This is a genomic window from Acidovorax sp. (genome assembly GCF_021287135.1).
Classification (GTDB): Bacteria; Pseudomonadota; Gammaproteobacteria; order Burkholderiales; family Burkholderiaceae_C; genus Acidovorax.
In genome coordinates this window covers 237568-256897 of record NZ_JAJTBB010000021.1, presented here as the reverse complement: position 1 = coordinate 256897, position 19330 = coordinate 237568, and the positions used below count along the sequence as shown (strand labels likewise).

The following is a 19330-nucleotide window of genomic DNA, read 5'->3' as shown; positions in this document are numbered from 1 at the left end:
CTCAGCGCCCCACCATGTTCTCCGGCACCACCCACTGATCGAACTGCTCGGCCGTGAGGTGGCCCGAGGCGATGGCCGCCTCGCGCAGGCTGGTGCCTTCCTTGTGCGCCTTCTTGGCGATGAAGGCGGCCTTGTCGTAGCCGATGTGCGTGTTGAGCGCGGTCACCAGCATCAGCGAGCGGCCCACCAGGTCGGCAATGCGCTCACGGTTGGGCTCGATGCCCGCGGCACAGTGGTCGTTGAAGCTCACCATGCCGTCGGCCAGCAGGCGCACGCTTTGCAGGAAGTTGTGCGCCACCATGGGCCGGAACACGTTCAGCTCGAAATTGCCGCTGGCGCCGCCAAAGTTAATCGCCACGTCGTTGCCGAACACCTGGGCGGCCAGCATGGTCACCGCTTCGCTCTGCGTGGGGTTGACCTTGCCCGGCATGATGGACGAGCCCGGCTCGTTCTCGGGGATGGTGATTTCGCCAATGCCGCTGCGCGGGCCGCTGGCCAGCCAGCGCACGTCGTTGGCTATCTTCATCAGGCTGGCGGCCAGGGTCTTGAGTGCGCCGTGGGCGTGGACCAGGGCGTCCACCGAGGCCAGCGCCTCGAACTTGTTGGGCGCGGTGACAAACGGCAGGCCCGTCAGCCGGGCCAGCTCGCGCGCCACAGCTTCGGCATAGCCTTTGGGCGCATTCAGCCCCGTGCCCACGGCCGTGCCACCCAGAGCCAGCTCGCACAGGTGCGGCAAGGCGGCGCGCACGTGCCGTTCGCCATGCTCCAGCTGCGCCACCCAGCCCGAGATCTCCTGGCCCAGCGTGAGGGGCGTGGCGTCCTGCAGGTGGGTGCGGCCGATCTTGACGATGCCGTCGAACGCGACCGCTTTCTGGGCCAGCGTGGCGCGCAGCTTGGCCAGTGCAGGCAGCAACCGGTGTGTCAGCGCGTCGACCGCCGCCACGTGCATCGCGGTGGGAAACACGTCGTTGCTGGACTGGCTGCGGTTCACATCGTCGTTGGGGTGCACCCGGCGGCCTTCGCCGCGCGGGCCGCCCAGCAGTTCACTGGCGCGGTTGGCCAGCACTTCGTTGACGTTCATGTTGGTCTGCGTGCCGGAGCCCGTCTGCCACACGACCAGCGGAAACTCTCCGGCATGCCGGCCGGCGATCACCTCGTCGGCGGCGGCCATGATGGCCTGGGTCTTGGCCGCGTCCTGCAGGCCCAGCGCATGGTTGACCTGGGCCGACGCCCGCTTGACCTGCGCCAGCGCGCGGATGATCTCGCGCGGCTGCTGCTCGCCCGAGATGTCGAAGTTCTGCAGCGAGCGCTGGGTTTGCGCGCCCCAGAGCCTGTCGGCCGGCACCTCAATGGGGCCAAAGGTGTCACGTTCTATGCGAGTGGTCATGGGAAGCCTCCGGGTCAGCGCCAACAAAACCGGGCCATGGCGTCGCCCACGGCCCCGTGCAGTGCGCCAGAGCCTATCAAACGCTGCCGCCGCCTGCGCAGCCCGCGGCCCAAGGCCCTGCTGGCGGCGCGTGCAGCCTGGCGAACGGCGACGACAGCGCCTGTCAGCGATGCCTGACGCCCGCCGCCGCCCCGGCGCCCGACCATGGGTTCGCAGCCGCCCCGGTTGCAGCGGCGTCCGCCCTCTCGGCGCCGCATGTCCCGCGGCGGCACCCACCACCAGGAGTTTCACCATGGCCACCAGCAGCCTTCTCGGCATCGACACCGACCTCCCGCCCGCGGGCCACCGCTCCACCGGCATCGACAGCCTGGGTCCGAGCGACGCCTCCGACTCGGGCAGCGACAGCGCGGGCGCGTACAGCGACGAGCCCGACAGCGACACCGACCGTTTCGGCACCGGCGAGCGACGCAGCGCCGAGCCCCACGAGCCCCCGGATGCCCAGGACATCCTGCCCGACCATGTCGAGTCCCTGGCCGACGACGCCAGCGCTGCGGAGCCTGACGAGGGCAGCGGACGCGGCGGCTCCTCGCGCAGTGCAACGCAAGCCGCTATTGCGGCTGCGCAAGACGCGGGGGATAAAGAGGACGAGGTGGGCAGCGACGACAGCACGCCGGCTGCGGGCGGGTGATCTGGCGCGCGTAAGCCGCCCATAGCGGGGGTCTGTCAAAATACGGCCCGCTGGACCGGCAGGCCGGCACGGCAGCGCATGTGCAGCAACGCAGTGCGCGCAGTGTTGCGCGGCGCCGGGCCTGTGCCACCAGACTCCCACGACACGCCATGACCACCTCCATCCGCCAGGCCGACCTGATCGAATCCATTGCTGCCGCGCTGCAGTACATCAGCTACTACCACCCCGCCGACTACATCGCCCACCTGGCCCGCGCCTACGAGCGCGAGCAAAGCCCGGCCGCCAAGGACGCCATCGCGCAGATCCTCACCAACAGCAAGATGAGCGCCACGGGCCAGCGCCCCATCTGCCAGGACACCGGCATCGTCAACGTCTTCCTGAAGGTGGGCATGGACGTGCGCTGGGAAGGCTTCACCGGCAGCCTGGACGACGCCATCAACGAAGGCGTGCGCCGTGGCTACAACCACCCCGACAACACGCTGCGCGCCTCGGTCGTGGCCGACCCGCAGTTCGCCCGCAAGAACACCAAGGACAACACCCCCGCCGTGATCTTTACCGAGATCGTGCCCGGCAACACCGTGGACATCACCGTGGCGGCCAAGGGCGGCGGTTCCGAGAACAAGTCCAAGATGTACATGCTCAACCCCGGTGACAACGTGGTGGACTGGGTGCTCAAGACCGTGCCCACCATGGGCGCCGGCTGGTGCCCGCCCGGCATGCTGGGCATCGGCATTGGCGGCACGGCCGAAAAGGCGGTGCTCATGGCCAAGGAAAGCCTGATGGACGACCTGGACATGTACGAGCTGCAGGCCAAGCAAGCCAGCGGGGCCGAACTCGACAATGTCGAAAAGCTGCGCCTGGAGCTGTATGAAAAGGTCAACGCCCTAGGCATCGGCGCGCAGGGCCTGGGCGGCCTGACCACCGTGCTGGACGTCAAGATCAAGATGTACCCCACGCACGCGGCCAGCAAGCCGATTGCGATGATCCCCAACTGCGCGGCCACGCGCCACGCGCACTTCGTGATGGACGGCTCGGGTCCCGTGTACCTCACGCCCCCCAGCCTGGACCTGTGGCCCAACGTGGACTGGGCGCCCGACTACAACAAGAGCAAGAAGGTCAACCTCAACACACTGACCAAGGAAGAAGTCGCCAGCTGGAAGCCCGGCGACACGCTGCTGCTCAACGGCAAGATGCTGACGGGCCGCGATGCCGCGCACAAGCGCATCCAGGACATGCTGGCCAAGGGCGAGAAGCTGCCCGTGGACTTCACCAACCGCGTCATTTACTACGTGGGCCCCGTGGACCCCGTGAAGGGCGAGGCCGTGGGCCCGGCCGGCCCGACCACCGCCACGCGCATGGACGGGTTCACCGAAATGATGCTGGCCCAGACCGGCCTGATCGCCATGGTGGGCAAGGCCGAGCGCGGCCCGGTCGCCATCGAAGCCATCAAGAAGCACCAGAGCGCCTACCTCATGGCCGTGGGCGGCGCCGCCTACCTGGTCAGCAAAGCCATCAAGACCGCCAAGGTCGTGGGCTTCGAGGACCTGGGCATGGAAGCCATCTATGAATTCGACGTGGTGGACATGCCGGTGACCGTGGCCGTGGACGCCGGTGGCACCAGCGCCCACATCACCGGCCCGGCCGAATGGCAAAAGCGCATCGCCACTGGCGAATTCAAGGGCATCGAAGTCGCCGCCGCCTGAGGGTGCGGCGGCTCGCTGCCTTCGGCCCGCTGGGGACGCAGCTGGGGCAATCCCAGCCCCGGCCCCCGGCCCAGCAAACCGCCTTCGGGCGGTTTTGTTTTTGGCAAGCCCGTGCGGCGCACGCCTCCTCGTCCAGCGCAGCCCTCAGCCGTCGTGGCGCCGCACATTTCCTACAATCACCGGTTTCCAACCTCCACGATTGCCATGCTGCCGGCCTCCTCCTCTCCCATTGGCGTGTTCGACAGCGGCGTGGGCGGGCTGAGCGTGCTGCGCGCCCTGCTGGCCGCCCTGCCCCACGAGCGGTTTGTCTATCTGGCAGACAGCGGCCACGCGCCGTACGGGGAACGGGGCGACGCGTACGTCAGCGCACGCACCCACGCCATCACGGACTACCTGTGCGAGCAGCACGGCATCAAGGCTCTGGTGGTGGCCTGCAATACGGCCACGGCGGCCGCCATCCACGAAGTGCGCAGCAGCCGGCCCGCGCTGCCGCTGGTGGGCCTGGAGCCCGCCATCAAGCCGGCGCTGGCCGCCACGAAGACGGGTCACATCGGCGTCATCGGCACCCGCGGCACGCTCACCAGTGCCAAGTTCGGCAAACTGATGGCGTCCTTTGCCGGCCAGGCGCATTTCGTGGTGCAGCCCTGCGACGGCTTGGCCCATGCCATCGAACGCAGCGTGGCCCAGCCCGTGCCGGCCGCCCTAGGCCCGGTCAGCGCCACCGAGACCGGCGCGCTGTGCGAGCGCTACCTCCACGCCATGGGTGAATTCGGCACCGGCCCCGGCCAGATGGACACTCTGGTGCTGGGCTGCACGCACTACGTTTTCGTGGCCCATGAACTGCGAGCGCTCACCGGGCCGGCCGTGCAGTTCATCGAAACCGGAGAAGCTGTGGCACGCCAGACGCACCGCCTGCTGCAGACGGCCGGGCTGCTCAGCACTGCCCCTGCGCTGCCCGACGGAGCGCCTGGCCGTGCGCCCATCCGCTTGCTGACCACCGGCCCGGTGGAGATGCTGCAGGCGGCCGCCCAGCGGTGGCTGGACCTGCCCGCCCACTGGTGCGAGAGCGTCAACGTTCCCTCCGCTATAGAGAAATGGGCCGCCAGCGCTTGATGGATCTGTGCAATCAGCTATCAAATCAATAGCAATAAGCGCTGACAGCAACAGACAGCAACAGACAGCAATCAGTCGCTGCCAGCGTCTGCGCCCCATAGCCGCTCCCCCGTCCGCTCCAGGTGGGTGAGGTACAGCCGCACATCCAGCTCGTACTGGTGGTAGTTCGGCTCCATGTGCGTGCACAGCTGGTAGAACGCCTTGCCGTGGTCCTTTTCGCGCAGATGGGCCAGCTCATGCACCACGATCATCTGCAGGAATTCCGCCGGCGCCTGCTTGAACAGGGCCGCCACGCGGATCTCGTGCTTGGCCGCCAGCCGGCCGCCCTGCACGCGCGAGACCGCCGTGTGCAGCCCGAGGGCGTGGCGCACCACATGGATCTTGTTGTCAAAAAGGACCTTGTTGACCGTGCCGGCATTGCGCAGGTAGCGGTTCTTGAGTTCCTGCGCGTAGTCGTACAGCCCGCGGTCGCCGCGCACCGCATGGGGCTGCGGATATTTGCGCAGCAGCACCGCCCCCAGCTGCCCCTGCTCCAGCAAGGCCAGCGCCTGCTCCTGCAGGGCCAGAGGGTAGGAACGCAGGTAGGGAAGCAAATCGGGGGTCATGGATCCGTAGAGAGCCCGCGGCACAGCGGGCAGCAGCCCCGATGCCAAGGCGTCTGGCCGGCAGGCGCCGTGGCGCGCCGCCGTCCTGGACGGCCATTTCAGTGCAGATGGCGGGGGCGGCGTCCGCCGCTCGTCCCGCCGTGCCCGCCCGTGGGGCCGCCCGGCCCGCGCGGCGGCTTGCCGATTTCCAGCGAATTGACCAGGGCGTCGAAGCGCTGGCTGAACAGCTTGTCGATTTCCGCAACCACCCCGCCCAGCTCGGCACCGTCGAAGTGGCGCTCCATCATGTTGACCACGTCCTGCACCAGCAGATCGCGCTGCACCTGCATGATCGCCGCGGGGGTCGGGCCGACGAAGAGCATCACGAAATCGTCGCGCGACTCGGCCCCCTCGTCCTCTTCTTCCTCGTCGAAATCGGTGTCGTAGAACGTGACCTCGATGGCGGCGCCCTGCTCGGCCAGTTCATTGAGGCTCATGCACATTTCGTCCAGCGATTGGCGAAAGTCCTCGTCGCCCCGCACCGTCCAGCACATCTGCAGCAAATGCTCCTGCGCGTCAAAGCGGATGCCTGGCTCTTCCTCATAGGCGCTGGCGGCGCCGTCCGCCAAGGACCGTGCGCCCGCATATTTCCACAGCGGCTTGAGTGCCTCCTGCAGCTGCTCGAAGCTCGCATCGGCACGCAGAGGGACCTGCCCGTGGACATGTATTTCAAAGGGAGCGTTGTAACTTGACATGATTGAATCCTGGAGCCTGCTGCACAGGCTCTTCGTGGTGCCCCGAGCCGGGGTCGAACCGGCACGCCCCTTTTCAGGAAAGCGGCGGATTTTAAGTCCGCAGTGTCTACCAATTTCACCATCGGGGCGCCAGCCGCAGAGCGCATACCCGCGCTGCAGCGTAACCCGGGCAGCTTGCGCGTGCAATGCCCTGTCGTGTCTCTGGCCCGAAAGCCGCCGGACTCCCCACGCGGCTTCGGACCACCAAGAAAAAAGGGAAGCCGAAGCTTCCCTTGCGAATATTGGAGCGGGAAAAGAGTCTCGAACTCTCGACCTCAACCTTGGCAAGGTTGCGCTCTACCAACTGAGCTATTCCCGCATTTCCTGCTCAATCAGCGCCTTTCAGCACTCATCAGCAAGACTCAAATTATAGCGCAATTTTTAGCATCATCTCAACAGATTCGCCAAAAATTACCCATCACCACCGGCTTGCTCTTTCCAACCCCTGCAACTGGATCACTGCAGGACCGGCACGGCGCAGACCGTATCTGGAGGCGCGGTCCGGAGTCGAACCGGACTAACCGGATTTGCAATCCGGGGCATAACCGCTTTGCTACCGCGCCAGGAATTCGCATTCCTTCGACAAAAAAGGGAAGCGATTGCTTCCCTTTTGTGGAAATTGGAGCGGGAAAAGAGTCTCGAACTCTCGACCTCAACCTTGGCAAGGTTGCGCTCTACCAACTGAGCTATTCCCGCAATTTACCGAAGCCTCACATTGTACAACGTTTGCTGCGATGGAATGAATTGTAGCGCATTTTTTGGCCCTTCCAAAAAATTTTTCGTCCGTCAGTGCTTCAACCCATCCGAAGACACCGCCGGCACCGCCACCTTGTCCGACACAGGCGCTGCCACGTCCGCCACCTCCTCGTCAGAGAGGGGAACGGGCTTGCTTGCCAGGGCCACTTCCAGCACCTTGTCGATCCAGCGCACCGGCACGATTTCCAGCCCGCTCTTCACGTTGTCCGGAATCTCGGCCAGGTCCTTGACGTTCTCCTCCGGGATCAGCACGGTCTTGATGCCGCCGCGCAATGCCGCCAGGAGCTTTTCCTTGAGCCCGCCAATGGCCGTCACCTCGCCGCGCAGCGTGATCTCACCCGTCATGGCCACATCGGAGCGTACGGGAATCCCCGTCAACGCCGACACGAACGCCGTCGTCATGGCCGCCCCGGCGCTCGGGCCGTCCTTGGGCGTCGCGCCATCGGGCACGTGGATGTGGATGTCCCGCTTCTCAAACACCTCGTCCTTGATGCCCAGGATGCGCGAGCGGCTGCGCACCACCGTGCGCGCGGCTTCCACGGACTCCTTCATCACATCGCCCAGCGAACCGGTGCGGGTGATCACGCCCTTGCCGGGCATGACGGCGGCTTCGATGGTGAGCAGGTCGCCCCCCACTTCGGTCCACGCCAGGCCCACCACCTGGCCCACCTGGTTCTGCGTCTCGGCCCGGCCGTAGGTGTACTTGCGAACGCCCAGAAAGTCCGGCAGATTGTCGGCCGTCACGATCACCTGGGGCGTGAGCTTCTTGAGCTGCAGCCCCTTGACCACCTTGCGGCAGATCTTGGACAGCTCACGCTCCAGCGAACGCACCCCCGCTTCACGGGTGTAGTAGCGCACCATGTCACGCACCGCCGACTCGGTGATCTCCAGCTCTTCGTCCTTCACGCCGTTGTTCTTCAGCTGCTTGGGCAGCAGGTACTTCATGGCGATGCTGGTCTTCTCGTCCTCGGTGTAGCCCGAGAGACGAATGACTTCCATGCGGTCCAGTAGCGCTGGCGGAATGTTCATCGAGTTGGACGTGGCCACGAACATCACATCGCTCAGGTCGAAGTCCACCTCCACATAGTGGTCCCCGAACGTGTGGTTCTGCTCCGGGTCCAGCACCTCCAGCAGCGCGCTCGAAGGGTCGCCCCGGAAATCGGTGCCCAGCTTGTCGATCTCGTCGAGCAGGAACAGCGGGTTGCGCGTGCCGACCTTGGCCAGGCTCTGCAGCACCTTGCCTGGCAGCGCGCCAATGTAGGTGCGGCGGTGGCCACGGATCTCGGCTTCGTCACGCATGCCGCCCAACGCCATGCGAACGTACTTGCGCCCGGTGGCCTTGGCAATCGACTGCCCAAGGGAGGTCTTGCCCACCCCCGGTGGGCCTACCAGGCACAGGATGGGCGCCTTGACCTTGTCCACGCGCTGCTGCACCGCGAGGTACTCAAGAATGCGGTCCTTGACCTTGTCGAGGCCATAGTGGTCCTCGTTCAGCACGCCCTCGGCGTTGACCAGGTCGTGCTTGATCTTGGTCTTCTTGCTCCAGGGCAGGCCCGTGAGCACGTCGATGTAGTTGCGCACCACTGTGGCCTCGGCCGACATGGGCGACATGAGCTTGAGCTTCTTGAGCTCCGCATCGGCCTTCTTGCGGGCTTCGGCCGGCATCTTGGCGGCCTTGATCTTCTTCTCGATCTCCTCGATGTCGGCGCCTTCGTCGCCCTCGCCCAGTTCCTTCTGGATGGCCTTGACCTGCTCGTTGAGGTAGAAGTCCCGCTGGTTCTTCTCCATCTGGCGCTTCACGCGGCCGCGGATCTTCTTGTCGACGTTGAGGATGTCCACCTCGCGGTCCAACTGCTCGAAGAGGTTTTCCAGGCGCGCCTTCACGTCCGAGAGGTCCAGCACCACCTGCTTGTTTTCCAGCTTGAGCGGGAGGTGCGCCGCGATGGTGTCCGCCAGGCGGCCCGGATCGTCGATGCTGGAGATGGACGTGAGGATCTCGGGCGGGATCTTCTTGTTGAGCTTGACGTACTGGTCAAACTGCTGCATCACCGCACGGCGCAGCGCCTCGATTTCGCTGGGCTTGTTGGCCTCAGGGTGTGCCTCCACGGGGGTGACCGTGGCGGCGAAATGCGTTTCCGAATCCTGGATGGCGGTCACCACGGCGCGCTGCTGGCCTTCGACCAGCACCTTGACGGTGCCATCGGGCAGCTTGAGCATCTGCAGGATGGTGGACATGCAGCCGACGTCGAACATGTCGGACACCGACGGCTCGTCCTTGGCGGCGGCCTTCTGGGCCACCAGCATGATGCGGCGGTCGGCCTCCATGGCCAGTTCCAGCGCCTTGATGCTCTTGGGGCGCCCCACGAACAGGGGGATGACCATGTGGGGGAACACCACCACATCGCGCAGGGGCAGAAGCGGCAGTTCAACAGGGGTGGCGGGGAGCGGGGTATGTCCGGACATGGAAATCCTCAGTTAACTGTGTGGCAGATGGTCCACCAGCGGGCATTTTCAACCCCTTCTTCCGGCCGCACCGCAAAAAGGGTTGCAAGGCAAGCGCAGCCGACGGCCTGGCGCGGTGCCTGCAGTCGTTGCGCGCACCGTTGGCACATCTCAGACGCCCAGGACGCGCAGCGTCATCCAAGACACGCGGGGCCTGCGCGACCCAGGCCGGCAGCTGCCGCGCAAGGGCCACCCCGCTGTGCTGGCACGGCCCCCAAGCGGGGGACCTGCACCAGGCAGCCCAGGGTCGGCGTCTTCGTCTTCACGCCTTCTTGGCGGCCTCGCGGTACACCAGCAGCGGGGGCTTGGTCTCTTCGATGGTGGATTCGTCCACCACCACCTTCTCGACATTCGTGGCGTTGGGCAGGTCGAACATGGTGCCGATCAGCGCCTGCTCCAGGATCGAACGCAGGCCACGGGCACCCGTCTTGCGGGCCAGGGCCTTGCGCGCGATGGCCTTGAGCGCCGCCGGACGGATTTCCAGGTCGACGCCCTCCATCGCCAGCAGCTTGCTGTACTGCTTGACCAGCGCGTTCTTGGGCTCCGTCAGGATCTGGACCAGGGCGTCCTCGCTGAGCTCTGCCAGCGCCGTCACCACGGGCATGCGCCCGACTAGCTCGGGAATCAGGCCGAACTTGATCAGGTCCTCCGGCTCGATCTCGGAAAACACCTCGGTGAGCGAGCGCTGCTTCTTGCTCTTGACCGATGCGCCGAAACCGATGCCCGAGGCCTCGGTGCGGTTTTCGATCACCTTCTCCAGGCCGGCGAATGCGCCGCCACAGATGAACAGGATATTGGTCGTGTCGATCTGCAGGAAATCCTGGTTCGGGTGCTTGCGCCCGCCCTGCGGCGGCACGCTGGCCATGGTGCCTTCGATGAGCTTGAGCAGCGCCTGCTGCACACCCTCGCCCGACACGTCGCGCGTGATGCTGGGGTTGTCGGACTTGCGCGAGATCTTGTCGATTTCGTCGATGTATACGATGCCGCGCTGGGCACGCTCCACATCGTAGTTGCAGCTTTGCAGCAGCTTCTGGACGATGTTTTCCACGTCTTCGCCCACATAGCCCGCTTCCGTCAGGGTGGTGGCATCCGCCATCACAAACGGCACATCGAGCATGCGCGCCAGGGTTTGGGCGAGCAGCGTCTTGCCCGACCCCGTGGGGCCGATCAGCAGGATGTTGCTCTTGGACAGTTCGACATCGTCCTTGCTCGCCTTGTCCTTGTGGCGCAGGCGCTTGTAATGGTTGTACACCGCGACGGCAAGCGTACGCTTGGCCACGTCCTGGCCAATCACGTAGTTGTCGAGGTTGGTCTTGATCTCCGCCGGCGTGGGCAGGTCGCTGCGGGCCTCCCGGCCCACGTCGCCTGCGGGCAGTTCGTCGCGGATGATCTCGTTGCACAGGTCAATGCACTCGTCGCAGATAAAGACCGATGGACCGGCGATCAGCTTCTTCACTTCGTGCTGGCTTTTGCCGCAGAAAGAGCAGTAAAGGGTTTTTTCGCTGGAAGAGCCTTTTTTCTCGGCCATGGGGGGCAATGCCTTGCTGTTACGGGAAGTTGTCGGGATGATAACCAAATAAAAAACGGCGCTTTCCCCCAGGGAAAACGCCGCTGCGCGATCCCCGTCGCTCAGGAGCGCTGGCTGATCACCTGGTCGACCAGGCCGTAGTCCTTGGCCTCGTCGGCCGACAGGAAATAGTCGCGGTCGGTGTCGCGCTGGATCTTCTCCAGCGGCTGGCCCGTGCGCTCGGCCAGGATCTTGTTGAGCTGCTCGCGGGTCTTGAGGATCTCGCGGGCGTGGATCTCGATCTCGGTCGCCTGGCCCTGCATGCCGCCCAGCGGCTGGTGGATCATGACCTTGGAGTTGGGCAGCGCAAAACGCTTGCCCTTGGCACCGGCCGCCAGCAGGAAGGCGCCCATGCTGGCCGCCATGCCCGTGCAAAGGGTGGAGACGTCGGGCTTGATGAAGTTCATGGTGTCAAAGATCGCCATGCCGGCGCTCACCGAACCGCCCGGGGAATTGATATAGAACGAAATGTCCTTGTCGGGGTTCTCGCTCTCCAGGAACAACAGCTGCGCCACCACGAGGTTGGCCGTCTGGTCGTTCACGGGACCCACCAGGAAAATCACGCGCTCCTTGAGCAGGCGCGAATAAATGTCGTAAGACCGCTCGCCGCGGCCGGACTGCTCGATGACCATGGGGATCATGCCCAGGCCCTGTGTTTCCAATGCGCTCATGTTTCTCTCCTGACAAGCGGATACTGTACCCAGAAATGACTTGGGGCTTGCGCGCAAAAGCACAAGCCCCTAATGTAAATCTGCAACACCCTGCTGCGCCGTTCAGGACGGTCCGCCAGCGGGATGCCCGGACGCCGATCAGCCCTGCTGCGCCATCAGGTCGTCGAACGAGACGGCCTTTTCCACGACCTTGGCCTTGGACAGCACGAAATCGGTCACATTGTTTTCGATCACCACGGCTTCGACCTCAGCCAGGCGCTGGCGGTCGCTGAAGTACCAGCGCACCACGTCTTCAGGCTTTTCGTAGCTGGCGGCCAGTTCATCGATGTGGGCCTTGAGCTGCTCGGGCTTGGCCTGCAGTTCGTTGGCGCGCACCAGTTCGGCCAGCACCAGGCCCAGGCGCACGCGGCGCTCGGCCTGGGGACGGAACACGTCCTCGGGGATGTCGGCCTTGTCAGCGTCCTTGATGCCGCGTTGCTTCAGCTCGGCACGGGCGCCATCGCGCAGGCGGGCGATCTCGGCTTGCACGCTGGCGTTGGGCAGGTCCAGTTCGGCCTTGGCCACCAGGGCGTCCATCACGGCCTGCTTGTTGCGGGCCAGCAGGCGGAACTTGACTTCGCGCTCCAGGTTCTTCTTGATGTCGGCGCGCAGGCCTTCGACGGTGCCGTCGGCAATGCCCAGCGACTTGGCCAGTTGCTCGTTCACTTCGGGCAGGTGGGCGGCTTCGATCTTCTTCACGGTCACCAGGAAGTCGGCCGTCTTGCCGGCCACGTCCTTGCCATGGTATTCGGCAGGGAACGCCAGGGGGAAGGTCTTGCTTTCGCCGGACTTCATGCCACGCACGGCGTCTTCGAATTCCTTGAGCATCTGGCCTTCGCCCACCAGGAACTGGAAGTCTTCGGCCTTGCCGCCGTCAAAGGGCTCGCCGTCGATCTTGCCTTCAAAGTCCACGGTCACGCGGTCGCCGTCCTGTGCGGCGGCGTCCAGCCCGCGCTGGGCGAAGCTGCGGCGCTGCTTGCGCAGGATGTCCACGGTGCGGTCGATGGCGGCGTCGGTCACTTCGGCCGACAGCTTCTCGATCTCGGCGCCCGTCAGGTCGCCGATCTTGACTTCGGGGAACACTTCAAAGACCGCGTCGAACGTGACCTGGCCTTCGGGAGCGCCTTCCTTTTCGGTGATGCGGGGCTGGCCGGCCACGCGCAGGTTGGCTTCGTTGGCAGCCTGGGCAAAGGCTTCGCCCACCTTGTCGTTGAGCACTTCGTACTGCACCGAGTAGCCGTAGCGCTGGGCCACCACGTTCATGGGCACCTTGCCAGGACGGAAACCGTCCATCTTCACGGTGCGGGCCAGGCGCTTGAGGCGCGAGTCGACTTCGGACTGGATCAGGGTGACGGGCAGGCTCAGCGTGATCTTGCGCTCGAGCTTCTCAAGGGTTTCAACAGTAACGGCCATGGCTATTCCTCTTATGAATGTGGATCGTGCTGGCTGCAGCGCAGCGGCGCCGTGTTCCGCAAAGTCTCACAGGGTGGTGCGCGGGGGGGGTCTCGAACCCCCACACCATTGCTGGCGTCAGGACCTAAACCTGGTGCGTCTACCAATTTCGCCACCCGCGCGGTTCTACAAACAAACAGGCGGCAACCTGGGCTGCCGCCTGCATGAAATCGGTCAACCTTCTATTTTACCCTGATGCGGGCAAGCAGGGAATCAAGCCCTGCTCAGCGAATCTCCGGCTGGGGCCGGCGCACGCGGAACCAGGCGGCGTACATGGCCGGCAGGGCCAGCAGGGTCAGCACCGTGGCGACGATCAGGCCGCCCATGATGGCAACGGCCATGGGCCCCCAGAACACGCTGCGCGACAGCGGGATCATGGCCAGCACGGCCGCCGCGGCCGTGAGCACGATGGGGCGCAGGCGCCGCACGGCCGATTCCACGATGGCGTCCCACGCGGGCACGCCGCGCTGGCGGTCCTTCTCGATCTGGTCGATCAGGATCACCGAGTTGCGCTGGATCATGCCCATGAGCGCGATCACCCCCAGCAGGGCCACGAAGCCGAACGGCCGGTTGAGCACCAGCAGCGCGGCCGCCACGCCGGCCATGCCCAGCGGACCGGTCAGGAAGACCAGCAGCGCGCGGCTGAAGCTGTGCAGCTGCAGCATCAGCAGCGTGAAGGTGATGAACAGCATGATGGGAAGGCCCGCCGCGATCGAGGCCGAGCCCTTGGAGCTTTCCTCCACCGCCCCGGCCACCTCGATGCGGTAGCCGCCCTGCCCGGCTGCCGCCCAGCGCGATTCGATCTGGCGCAGGCCGGGCAGCAGCGCGGCCGTCACCGTGGCGCCCTGCAGGCCCTCGGTCACGTCGCCTTGCACGGTGATGGCGTAGTCGCGGTTCTCGCGCCACATCACGCCCGGCTCCCAGGTGAAGGTGGGCTTGGCGATCTGCGTGAGCGGAATCGACTTGCCCGAGGCCGTGGGCAGGTAGGCGTTGGCGATGTCGGTGATGGCATTGCGCTCGTCCAGGGGCTGGCGCAGCACGATGTCGATGAGCTTGTCGCCCTCGCGGTACTGCCCCACCTGGGTGCCCGACAGGATGGTTTTGGAGGCCTGCGCGATGGACTGGCTGGTCACGCCCAGCGCGCGCGCCTTGGCCTGGTCCACTTCCAGCCGCAGCACCTTCACCGACTCGTTCCAGTTGTCGTTCACGCCCCGCATGTCGGGGTTTTGGCGCAGGGCAGCCTTCACCTCGTCGGCGCGCTCGCGCAGCACCAGCGGGTCCGGGCCCACCACACGGAACTGCACCGGATACGGCACCGGGGGGCCGTTGGGCAGCAGCTTGACGCGGCCGCGCACCTCAGGGAACTCCTGCGCCAGCAGGGCCGGCAGCTTCACGCGCAGCGACTCGCGCAGCTTCAGGTCCTGCGGCATCACGATGAACTGCGACACGTTGGTCTGCGGGAACACCTGGTCCAGCGGCAGGTAAAAGCGCGGTACGCCCGAGCCCACCCAGGTGCTCACGGCCGTGACGCCCGGCTCGGCCAGCAGGCGCTGCTCCACGCGCTTCGTCACCTCCTCATTGCCGGCAAACGAGGTGCCTTCGGGGAACCAGATGTCCACCAGGATCTCGGGCCGGCTCGAATCCGGGAAGAACTGCTGCTGCACCTTGCCCATGCCGGCGATGCCCAGCGCAAAGGTGAGCAGCGTGGCGCCGATGGTGATCCAGCGGTGCTGCACGCACCAGTCCACCAGCCGGCGGAAGCTGCGGTAGAACGGGCTGTCAAACACCTCGTGCGGGTCGTCCGTGATGCCCTTGCTGGCCTGCGCGGCCAGCACATGCGGCGGCACCTTGAGCAGCAGCGTGCCCAGGTAGGGCACAAAATACACCGAGACGATCCAGCTGAGCACCAGCGCGATCACCGTCACCGCGAAGATGGCAAACGTGTATTCGCCCGTGGTCGACTTGGCGATGCCGATGGGCAAAAAGCCCGCCGCCGTGATCAGCGTGCCGGTGAGCATGGGCATGGCCGTGATCTCGTAGGCGAAGGTGGCGGCGCGCACCTTGTCGTAGCCCTCTTCGAGCTTGAGCACCATCATCTCCACGGCAATGATGGCGTCGTCCACCAGCAGGCCCAGGGCGATGATGAGCGAGCCCAGCGAGATCTTGTGCAGCCCGATGCCCCAGTACCACATGGCCAGGAAGGTGACGGCCAGCACCAGGGGGATGGTGATGCCCACCACCAGCCCGGGACGGGGGTCGATGTACCAGCGCTTCCACAGCGGGTGGTTGCCGGGCCGCTTGTGGAAGCCCAGGCTGATGAAGCTCACTGCCAGCACGATGACCACGGCCTCGATCAGCACCTTGACGAACTCGTTCACCGAGGTGGAAACGGCCTTGGGCTGGTCCTGCACGTTGACCAGCTTCACGCCCGCTGGCAGCGTGGCGCCGATGCGGTCGGTGGCGGCGTGCAGCGCCTTGCCCAGTGCAATGATGTCGCCGCCCTTGGCCATGGAAACGCCCAGCGCAATCACCTCGCGCCCCTGGTGGCGCACCTTCACGCTGGCCGGATCCACGTAGCCGCGGGTGATGTCGGCAATGTCCGAGAGGCGCAGCTGCGCGCCCGAAGGGCCGCGGATCGGCATGGCGCGCAGGTCTTCGATCGCGTTGAACTGGCCCTGCACCCGCACCTGCACCTGGTCTTGCGGTGTCTGGATGGCGCCTGCGCTTTCCACGGCGTTCTGCTGGCCCAGCTGCGCCAGCACCTGGTTCATGTCCAGGCCCAGCTGCGCCAGGCGCTTTTGGGAGATCTCGATGAACAGCTTTTCATCCTGCACGCCGAACTGCTCGACCTTGGCCACGTCGGGCACGCGCAGCAGCTGCTGGCGCACGTCGTCGGCAAAGCTCTTGAGCTCGGCGTAGCTGAAGCCTTCGGACTCCAGCGCGTAGATCACGCCGTACACGTCGCCAAAGTCGTCGTTGAAGAACGGCCCCTGGATGCCCTGCGGCAAGGTGTAGCGCATGTCGCCCACCTTCTTGCGCACGCTGTACCAGACATTGGCCACCTCGCCGGGGCGGGAGGAGTCCTTGATCTGGAAGATGATCTGCGACTCGCCGGGCTTGGAGTAGCTGCGGATCTTGTCCGCATAAGGCACCTCTTGCAGCGTGCGCTCGATCTTGTCGGTGACCTGCTCGGCCACCTGCTGCGCCGTGGCGCCCGGCCAGTAGGTGCGCACCACCATGGCACGGAAGGTGAAGGGCGGGTCCTCATCCTGCCCGAGCTGGAAATAGGCAGCAAAGCCCAGCAGCATCAGCACCACCATGAGGTAGCGGGTCAGCGCGGGATGGTCGAGCGCCCACTTGGAGAGGTTGAACCCCTCTTTGGGTTGGATCTGCGTCATGGCAACGGCCTTCAGTTGGCGGCGGAGGCCGGGGTGGCCGCTACATTATTGGTAGCTGCTTGCGCAGGACTGGCGGGCGCTGGAGCCCCTTTTGCCTGGTATACCGTCACCTTCTGCCCGGGCGAGAGCACATGGACGCCCGTGGCCACCACCTGCATGCCGGGGGTCAGGCCGCCCGCCACCACGGCCTCGTTGCCGTCGGCCGTGGCGATCTGCACGGGCTGCGACTTCACCGTGCTGCTGGCCGGGTCATACACCCACACGGCGGTGGCCCGGCCCTCCTGGCGCAGGGCGCTGGTGGGCAGCTTGATGGCCTGCAGGCCGGCGTGGCTCAGCGCCTTGGGCGTGGCGTACACCGTGGCGCCCAGCGGCGGCAGCTGGCTGCCCTCGATGGCCACCTTGACCTGGAAGGTGCGCGTGGCCGCATCTGCGCTGGCCGCCACCTCCCGCACCGTGCCGGTGATCGGCGCGCCGCCCGACCAGCCGCGCACGGCCACGTCCGAGCCCACCGCGATCTGCGCCACCTTGTCCTCGGGCACGGCAAACACCACGTCGCGCGGCCCGTCTTGCGCAATGCGCACCACCGGCGTGCCGGCCGCCACCACCTGGCCGGGCTCGGCATCGATGCCCGTCACCACGCCCGAGACATCGGCCACCAGGGTGGTGTAGGCCGCCTGGTTGCCCTGCGACGACAACTGGGCGCGGGCCTGGTCCAGCGTGGCCTGCGCAGCCTTGAGCGAGGCCTCGCGGCGCTCCAGCTCGGCGCCGCTGATGAAGTTCTGGTCCTTGAGCGCCTGGTAGCGCTTGAGGTCGGCGGCCGCCAGGTCGCGCTGCGTGGTGGCCGAGGCCACCTGGGCGCGCGCCGCATCGGCCGCCAGCTGGTAGTCGCGCGGGTCCAGCTGGGCCAGCACCTGGCCCGCCTTGACGCGCTGGCCCAGCTCGGCCTGGCGCTGCACGATCTTGCCCGCCACCCGGAAGCCCAGGCGCGACTCCACCCGGGCGCGCACTTCGGCCGAATATTCCAGGCTGGACTGCAGCGACCCCACCCCCACGGTCAGCAGCTTGACGGAGCGCACCGGCTCTTCGGGCGGCGCGGGGCGCGAGCAGGCGGCCAGCGCCAACACGGCGGTCAGCAGCAGCAAAGGCCGGGACAACCTGGACGCAGGTTGCGCGGACCGCAGGACGGAAGGTGTACGCATGGAAATATCCGGTGAGTGAAACAGGTACGCAGGAAAAAACAACGCCAAGGCCGCCAGGCGGCAGCCCTGCAAGCCACGCAAGACGCGCGCCCACGCACCCCAACAAGGGTGCCGCGGGCCGCAAGCCGGGCGGCGCAGGCCCGTTCCGGCGGGAGCACCTTGCCCCGGGTGCCGCACAACGCCGCCTGACGCGCCTCAATTTTTAATGACTGACTGGTTAGTAATCTATGAGAAGCCCACCCGGCTTGTCAAGCACAATGCCGGGGTGAACCCACCCCCAGCCCCCCCGACACCCGCCCCGCAAAGCGCTGGTACGCCCGCGCCGGGCGCCTCCCCAGCCGCTACCGCCGCTGTCGCCGCCCCGACCGTGGCGGCGCCGGTCACGCATTACGAGAATTTCCCCGTGGCCTCGGTCCTGTGCCCACCCCACCTGCGCCAGCCGATTGCGGCCCTCTACGCCTTTGCACGCACGGCCGACGACCTGGCCGACGAGGGCACCGCCCCCGCCGCCGAACGCCTGGCCGATCTGGCCGCCTACCGCAACGAACTGCTCGCCGTGGCGCAGGGCCAGCCCCCCGGCCCGCGCTGGCCCGCCGTGTTCGGGCCACTGCAGGGCGTGCTGCACAGCCACCAGTTGCCCGTGCCGCTGCTGTGCGACCTGCTCAGCGCCTTTGTGCAGGATGTGGAAAAGACCCGCGACGGCACAGGCTACGCCGACCGGGCCGAACTGCTCGACTACTGCCGCCGCTCCGCCAATCCCGTCGGGCGGCTGCTGCTGCACCTGTACGGGGTTTCAGATGCTGCATCGCTGGCGCACAGCGACGCCATCTGCACCGCCTTGCAACTCATCAATTTCTGGCAGGACCTGAGCGTGGACATCCCGCGCGGCCGCTACTACCTGCCGCACGCCGACTGCGAAGCCCATGGCGCGCGCGCCGCCGAGCTGCGGGCGCTGCAGTCCACGCCGCAGAACGCCGCGCTGATTGCGGACTGCACCCGCTGGGCGCGCCAGACCATGCTGAGCGGCGCCCCGCTGGTGCACCGCCTGCCCGGCCGCGCGGGCTGGGAGCTGCGCCTGGTCGTGCAGGGCGGACTGCGCACCCTGGACAAGGTGGAGGCCCTGCGCGGCGCCAGCCTGCACACCCGCCCCAAGCTGCACGTCGGCGACTGGTGCCGGATGCTGGTGCGGGCGCTGGCGATGTGAAGGCGGTCCGGGCACGGCCGCTGGCAGAAGAAGAATTCATGGGCCGCAAGCCGGCGCGCGGGGCCGTGGGCCTGGGGCAGAGATTTTTAGCAAAACTGCCTTCCAGCGCTTATCCATCAAGCGCTAGCAGCTATCTTTTGCATAGCAAAATCGCACAGATCAGCACCCCGGCTAGGCGAGAGCGCGGCCCGGCACGCGCCCGTGGGGCAGGGATAGCGAGCATGCCCACCGGCCCGCACGCGGCTAGCCTCGCCCGGTTTGCGTTGTGCGTCG

The 19330-nt window shown here is 66.3% G+C and carries 13 protein-coding genes and 5 tRNA genes; 4 read left to right on the top strand and 14 right to left on the bottom strand.

The features are described 5' to 3' along the window. Position 1: 1 nt before the first annotated feature. The gene (fumC, locus tag LWW96_RS05910) at positions 2-1387 is read right to left on the bottom strand and encodes a class II fumarate hydratase (protein ID WP_291484955.1); all 1386 of its coding nucleotides are present in this window, start codon (positions 1385-1387) and stop codon (positions 2-4) included. Between the two features lie 292 nt (positions 1388-1679). On the opposite strand from fumC, the gene LWW96_RS05905 reads away from it, so the two are divergent. The 3 genes from LWW96_RS05905 to murI all read left to right on the top strand — a co-directional run bounded on the left by LWW96_RS05905 (position 1680) and on the right by murI (position 4891). Beyond that, entirely contained in the window at positions 1680-2075 is a 396-nt protein-coding gene (locus LWW96_RS05905; RefSeq protein ID WP_291484953.1) for a hypothetical protein, read from the top strand. A 149-nt stretch (positions 2076-2224) separates the two neighbouring features. Continuing rightward, complete coding sequence (locus LWW96_RS05900) at positions 2225-3778, top strand: fumarate hydratase (protein WP_291484951.1); 1554 nt, start codon at positions 2225-2227, stop codon at positions 3776-3778. Between the two features lie 204 nt (positions 3779-3982). Next, the gene (gene murI, locus LWW96_RS05895) at positions 3983-4891 is read left to right on the top strand and encodes a glutamate racemase (RefSeq protein ID WP_291484949.1); all 909 of its coding nucleotides are present in this window, start codon (positions 3983-3985) and stop codon (positions 4889-4891) included. A 71-nt stretch (positions 4892-4962) separates the two neighbouring features. Here the strand turns inward: murI and LWW96_RS05890 are convergent, their stop codons facing one another. The 13 genes from LWW96_RS05890 to LWW96_RS05830 all read right to left on the bottom strand — a co-directional run bounded on the left by LWW96_RS05890 (position 4963) and on the right by LWW96_RS05830 (position 17853). Further along, positions 4963-5496, bottom strand: coding sequence for a M48 family metallopeptidase (locus LWW96_RS05890; RefSeq protein WP_291484948.1), 534 nt, complete (start codon positions 5494-5496; stop codon positions 4963-4965). Positions 5497-5594: 98 nt separating this feature from the next. Further along, complete coding sequence (locus LWW96_RS05885) at positions 5595-6230, bottom strand: DUF6806 family protein (protein ID WP_291484946.1); 636 nt, start codon at positions 6228-6230, stop codon at positions 5595-5597. A 35-nt stretch (positions 6231-6265) separates the two neighbouring features. Next, a tRNA-Leu gene (locus tag LWW96_RS05880) sits at positions 6266-6358 on the bottom strand. Between the two features lie 154 nt (positions 6359-6512). Then, positions 6513-6588, bottom strand: a tRNA-Gly gene (locus tag LWW96_RS05875). A 170-nt stretch (positions 6589-6758) separates the two neighbouring features. After that, positions 6759-6832 (bottom strand) — tRNA-Cys (locus LWW96_RS05870). A gap of 57 nt (positions 6833-6889) precedes the next feature. Next, a tRNA-Gly gene (locus LWW96_RS05865) sits at positions 6890-6965 on the bottom strand. A 90-nt stretch (positions 6966-7055) separates the two neighbouring features. Further along, complete coding sequence (lon, locus tag LWW96_RS05860) at positions 7056-9488, bottom strand: endopeptidase La (protein ID WP_291484945.1); 2433 nt, start codon at positions 9486-9488, stop codon at positions 7056-7058. A gap of 301 nt (positions 9489-9789) precedes the next feature. Next, on the bottom strand, positions 9790-11055 hold the full coding sequence (clpX, locus tag LWW96_RS05855; protein WP_291484944.1) for an ATP-dependent Clp protease ATP-binding subunit ClpX: 1266 nt from the start codon (positions 11053-11055) through the stop codon (positions 9790-9792). A 101-nt stretch (positions 11056-11156) separates the two neighbouring features. Continuing rightward, positions 11157-11765, bottom strand: a complete 609-nt coding sequence (gene clpP, locus LWW96_RS05850) for an ATP-dependent Clp endopeptidase proteolytic subunit ClpP (protein WP_291484943.1) — start codon at positions 11763-11765, stop codon at positions 11157-11159. Positions 11766-11903: 138 nt separating this feature from the next. Next, positions 11904-13217: a trigger factor gene (gene tig / locus LWW96_RS05845; RefSeq protein ID WP_291484942.1), complete on the bottom strand. Its 1314-nt coding sequence runs from the start codon at positions 13215-13217 to the stop codon at positions 11904-11906. Between the two features lie 74 nt (positions 13218-13291). Then, positions 13292-13378: transfer RNA gene (locus tag LWW96_RS05840), tRNA-Leu, on the bottom strand. 102 nt (positions 13379-13480) lie between these two features. Next, positions 13481-16654: an efflux RND transporter permease subunit gene (locus LWW96_RS05835; protein ID WP_291484940.1), complete on the bottom strand. Its 3174-nt coding sequence runs from the start codon at positions 16652-16654 to the stop codon at positions 13481-13483. 11 nt (positions 16655-16665) lie between these two features. Further along, complete coding sequence (locus tag LWW96_RS05830) at positions 16666-17853, bottom strand: efflux RND transporter periplasmic adaptor subunit (RefSeq protein ID WP_291484938.1); 1188 nt, start codon at positions 17851-17853, stop codon at positions 16666-16668. 367 nt (positions 17854-18220) lie between these two features. On the opposite strand from LWW96_RS05830, the gene hpnC reads away from it, so the two are divergent. Beyond that, positions 18221-19057: a squalene synthase HpnC gene (gene hpnC / locus LWW96_RS05825; protein WP_291484990.1), complete on the top strand. Its 837-nt coding sequence runs from the start codon at positions 18221-18223 to the stop codon at positions 19055-19057. Positions 19058-19330 lie beyond the last annotated feature (273 nt).

Excerpts from the sequence above, each read along its gene's own strand:
- fumC (WP_291484955.1), bottom strand. The coding sequence starts at position 1,387 with ATGACCACTCGCATAGAACGTGACACCTTTGGCCCCATTGAGGTGCCG.
- LWW96_RS05905 (WP_291484953.1), top strand. The coding sequence starts at position 1,680 with ATGGCCACCAGCAGCCTTCTCGGCATCGACACCGACCTCCCGCCCGCG.
- LWW96_RS05900 (WP_291484951.1), top strand. The coding sequence starts at position 2,225 with ATGACCACCTCCATCCGCCAGGCCGACCTGATCGAATCCATTGCTGCC.
- murI (WP_291484949.1), top strand. The coding sequence starts at position 3,983 with ATGCTGCCGGCCTCCTCCTCTCCCATTGGCGTGTTCGACAGCGGCGTG.
- LWW96_RS05890 (WP_291484948.1), bottom strand. The coding sequence starts at position 5,496 with ATGACCCCCGATTTGCTTCCCTACCTGCGTTCCTACCCTCTGGCCCTG.
- LWW96_RS05885 (WP_291484946.1), bottom strand. The coding sequence starts at position 6,230 with ATGTCAAGTTACAACGCTCCCTTTGAAATACATGTCCACGGGCAGGTC.
- lon (WP_291484945.1), bottom strand. The coding sequence starts at position 9,488 with ATGTCCGGACATACCCCGCTCCCCGCCACCCCTGTTGAACTGCCGCTT.
- clpX (WP_291484944.1), bottom strand. The coding sequence starts at position 11,055 with ATGGCCGAGAAAAAAGGCTCTTCCAGCGAAAAAACCCTTTACTGCTCT.
- clpP (WP_291484943.1), bottom strand. The coding sequence starts at position 11,765 with ATGAGCGCATTGGAAACACAGGGCCTGGGCATGATCCCCATGGTCATC.
- tig (WP_291484942.1), bottom strand. The coding sequence starts at position 13,217 with ATGGCCGTTACTGTTGAAACCCTTGAGAAGCTCGAGCGCAAGATCACG.
- LWW96_RS05835 (WP_291484940.1), bottom strand. The coding sequence starts at position 16,654 with ATGACGCAGATCCAACCCAAAGAGGGGTTCAACCTCTCCAAGTGGGCG.
- LWW96_RS05830 (WP_291484938.1), bottom strand. The coding sequence starts at position 17,853 with ATGCGTACACCTTCCGTCCTGCGGTCCGCGCAACCTGCGTCCAGGTTG.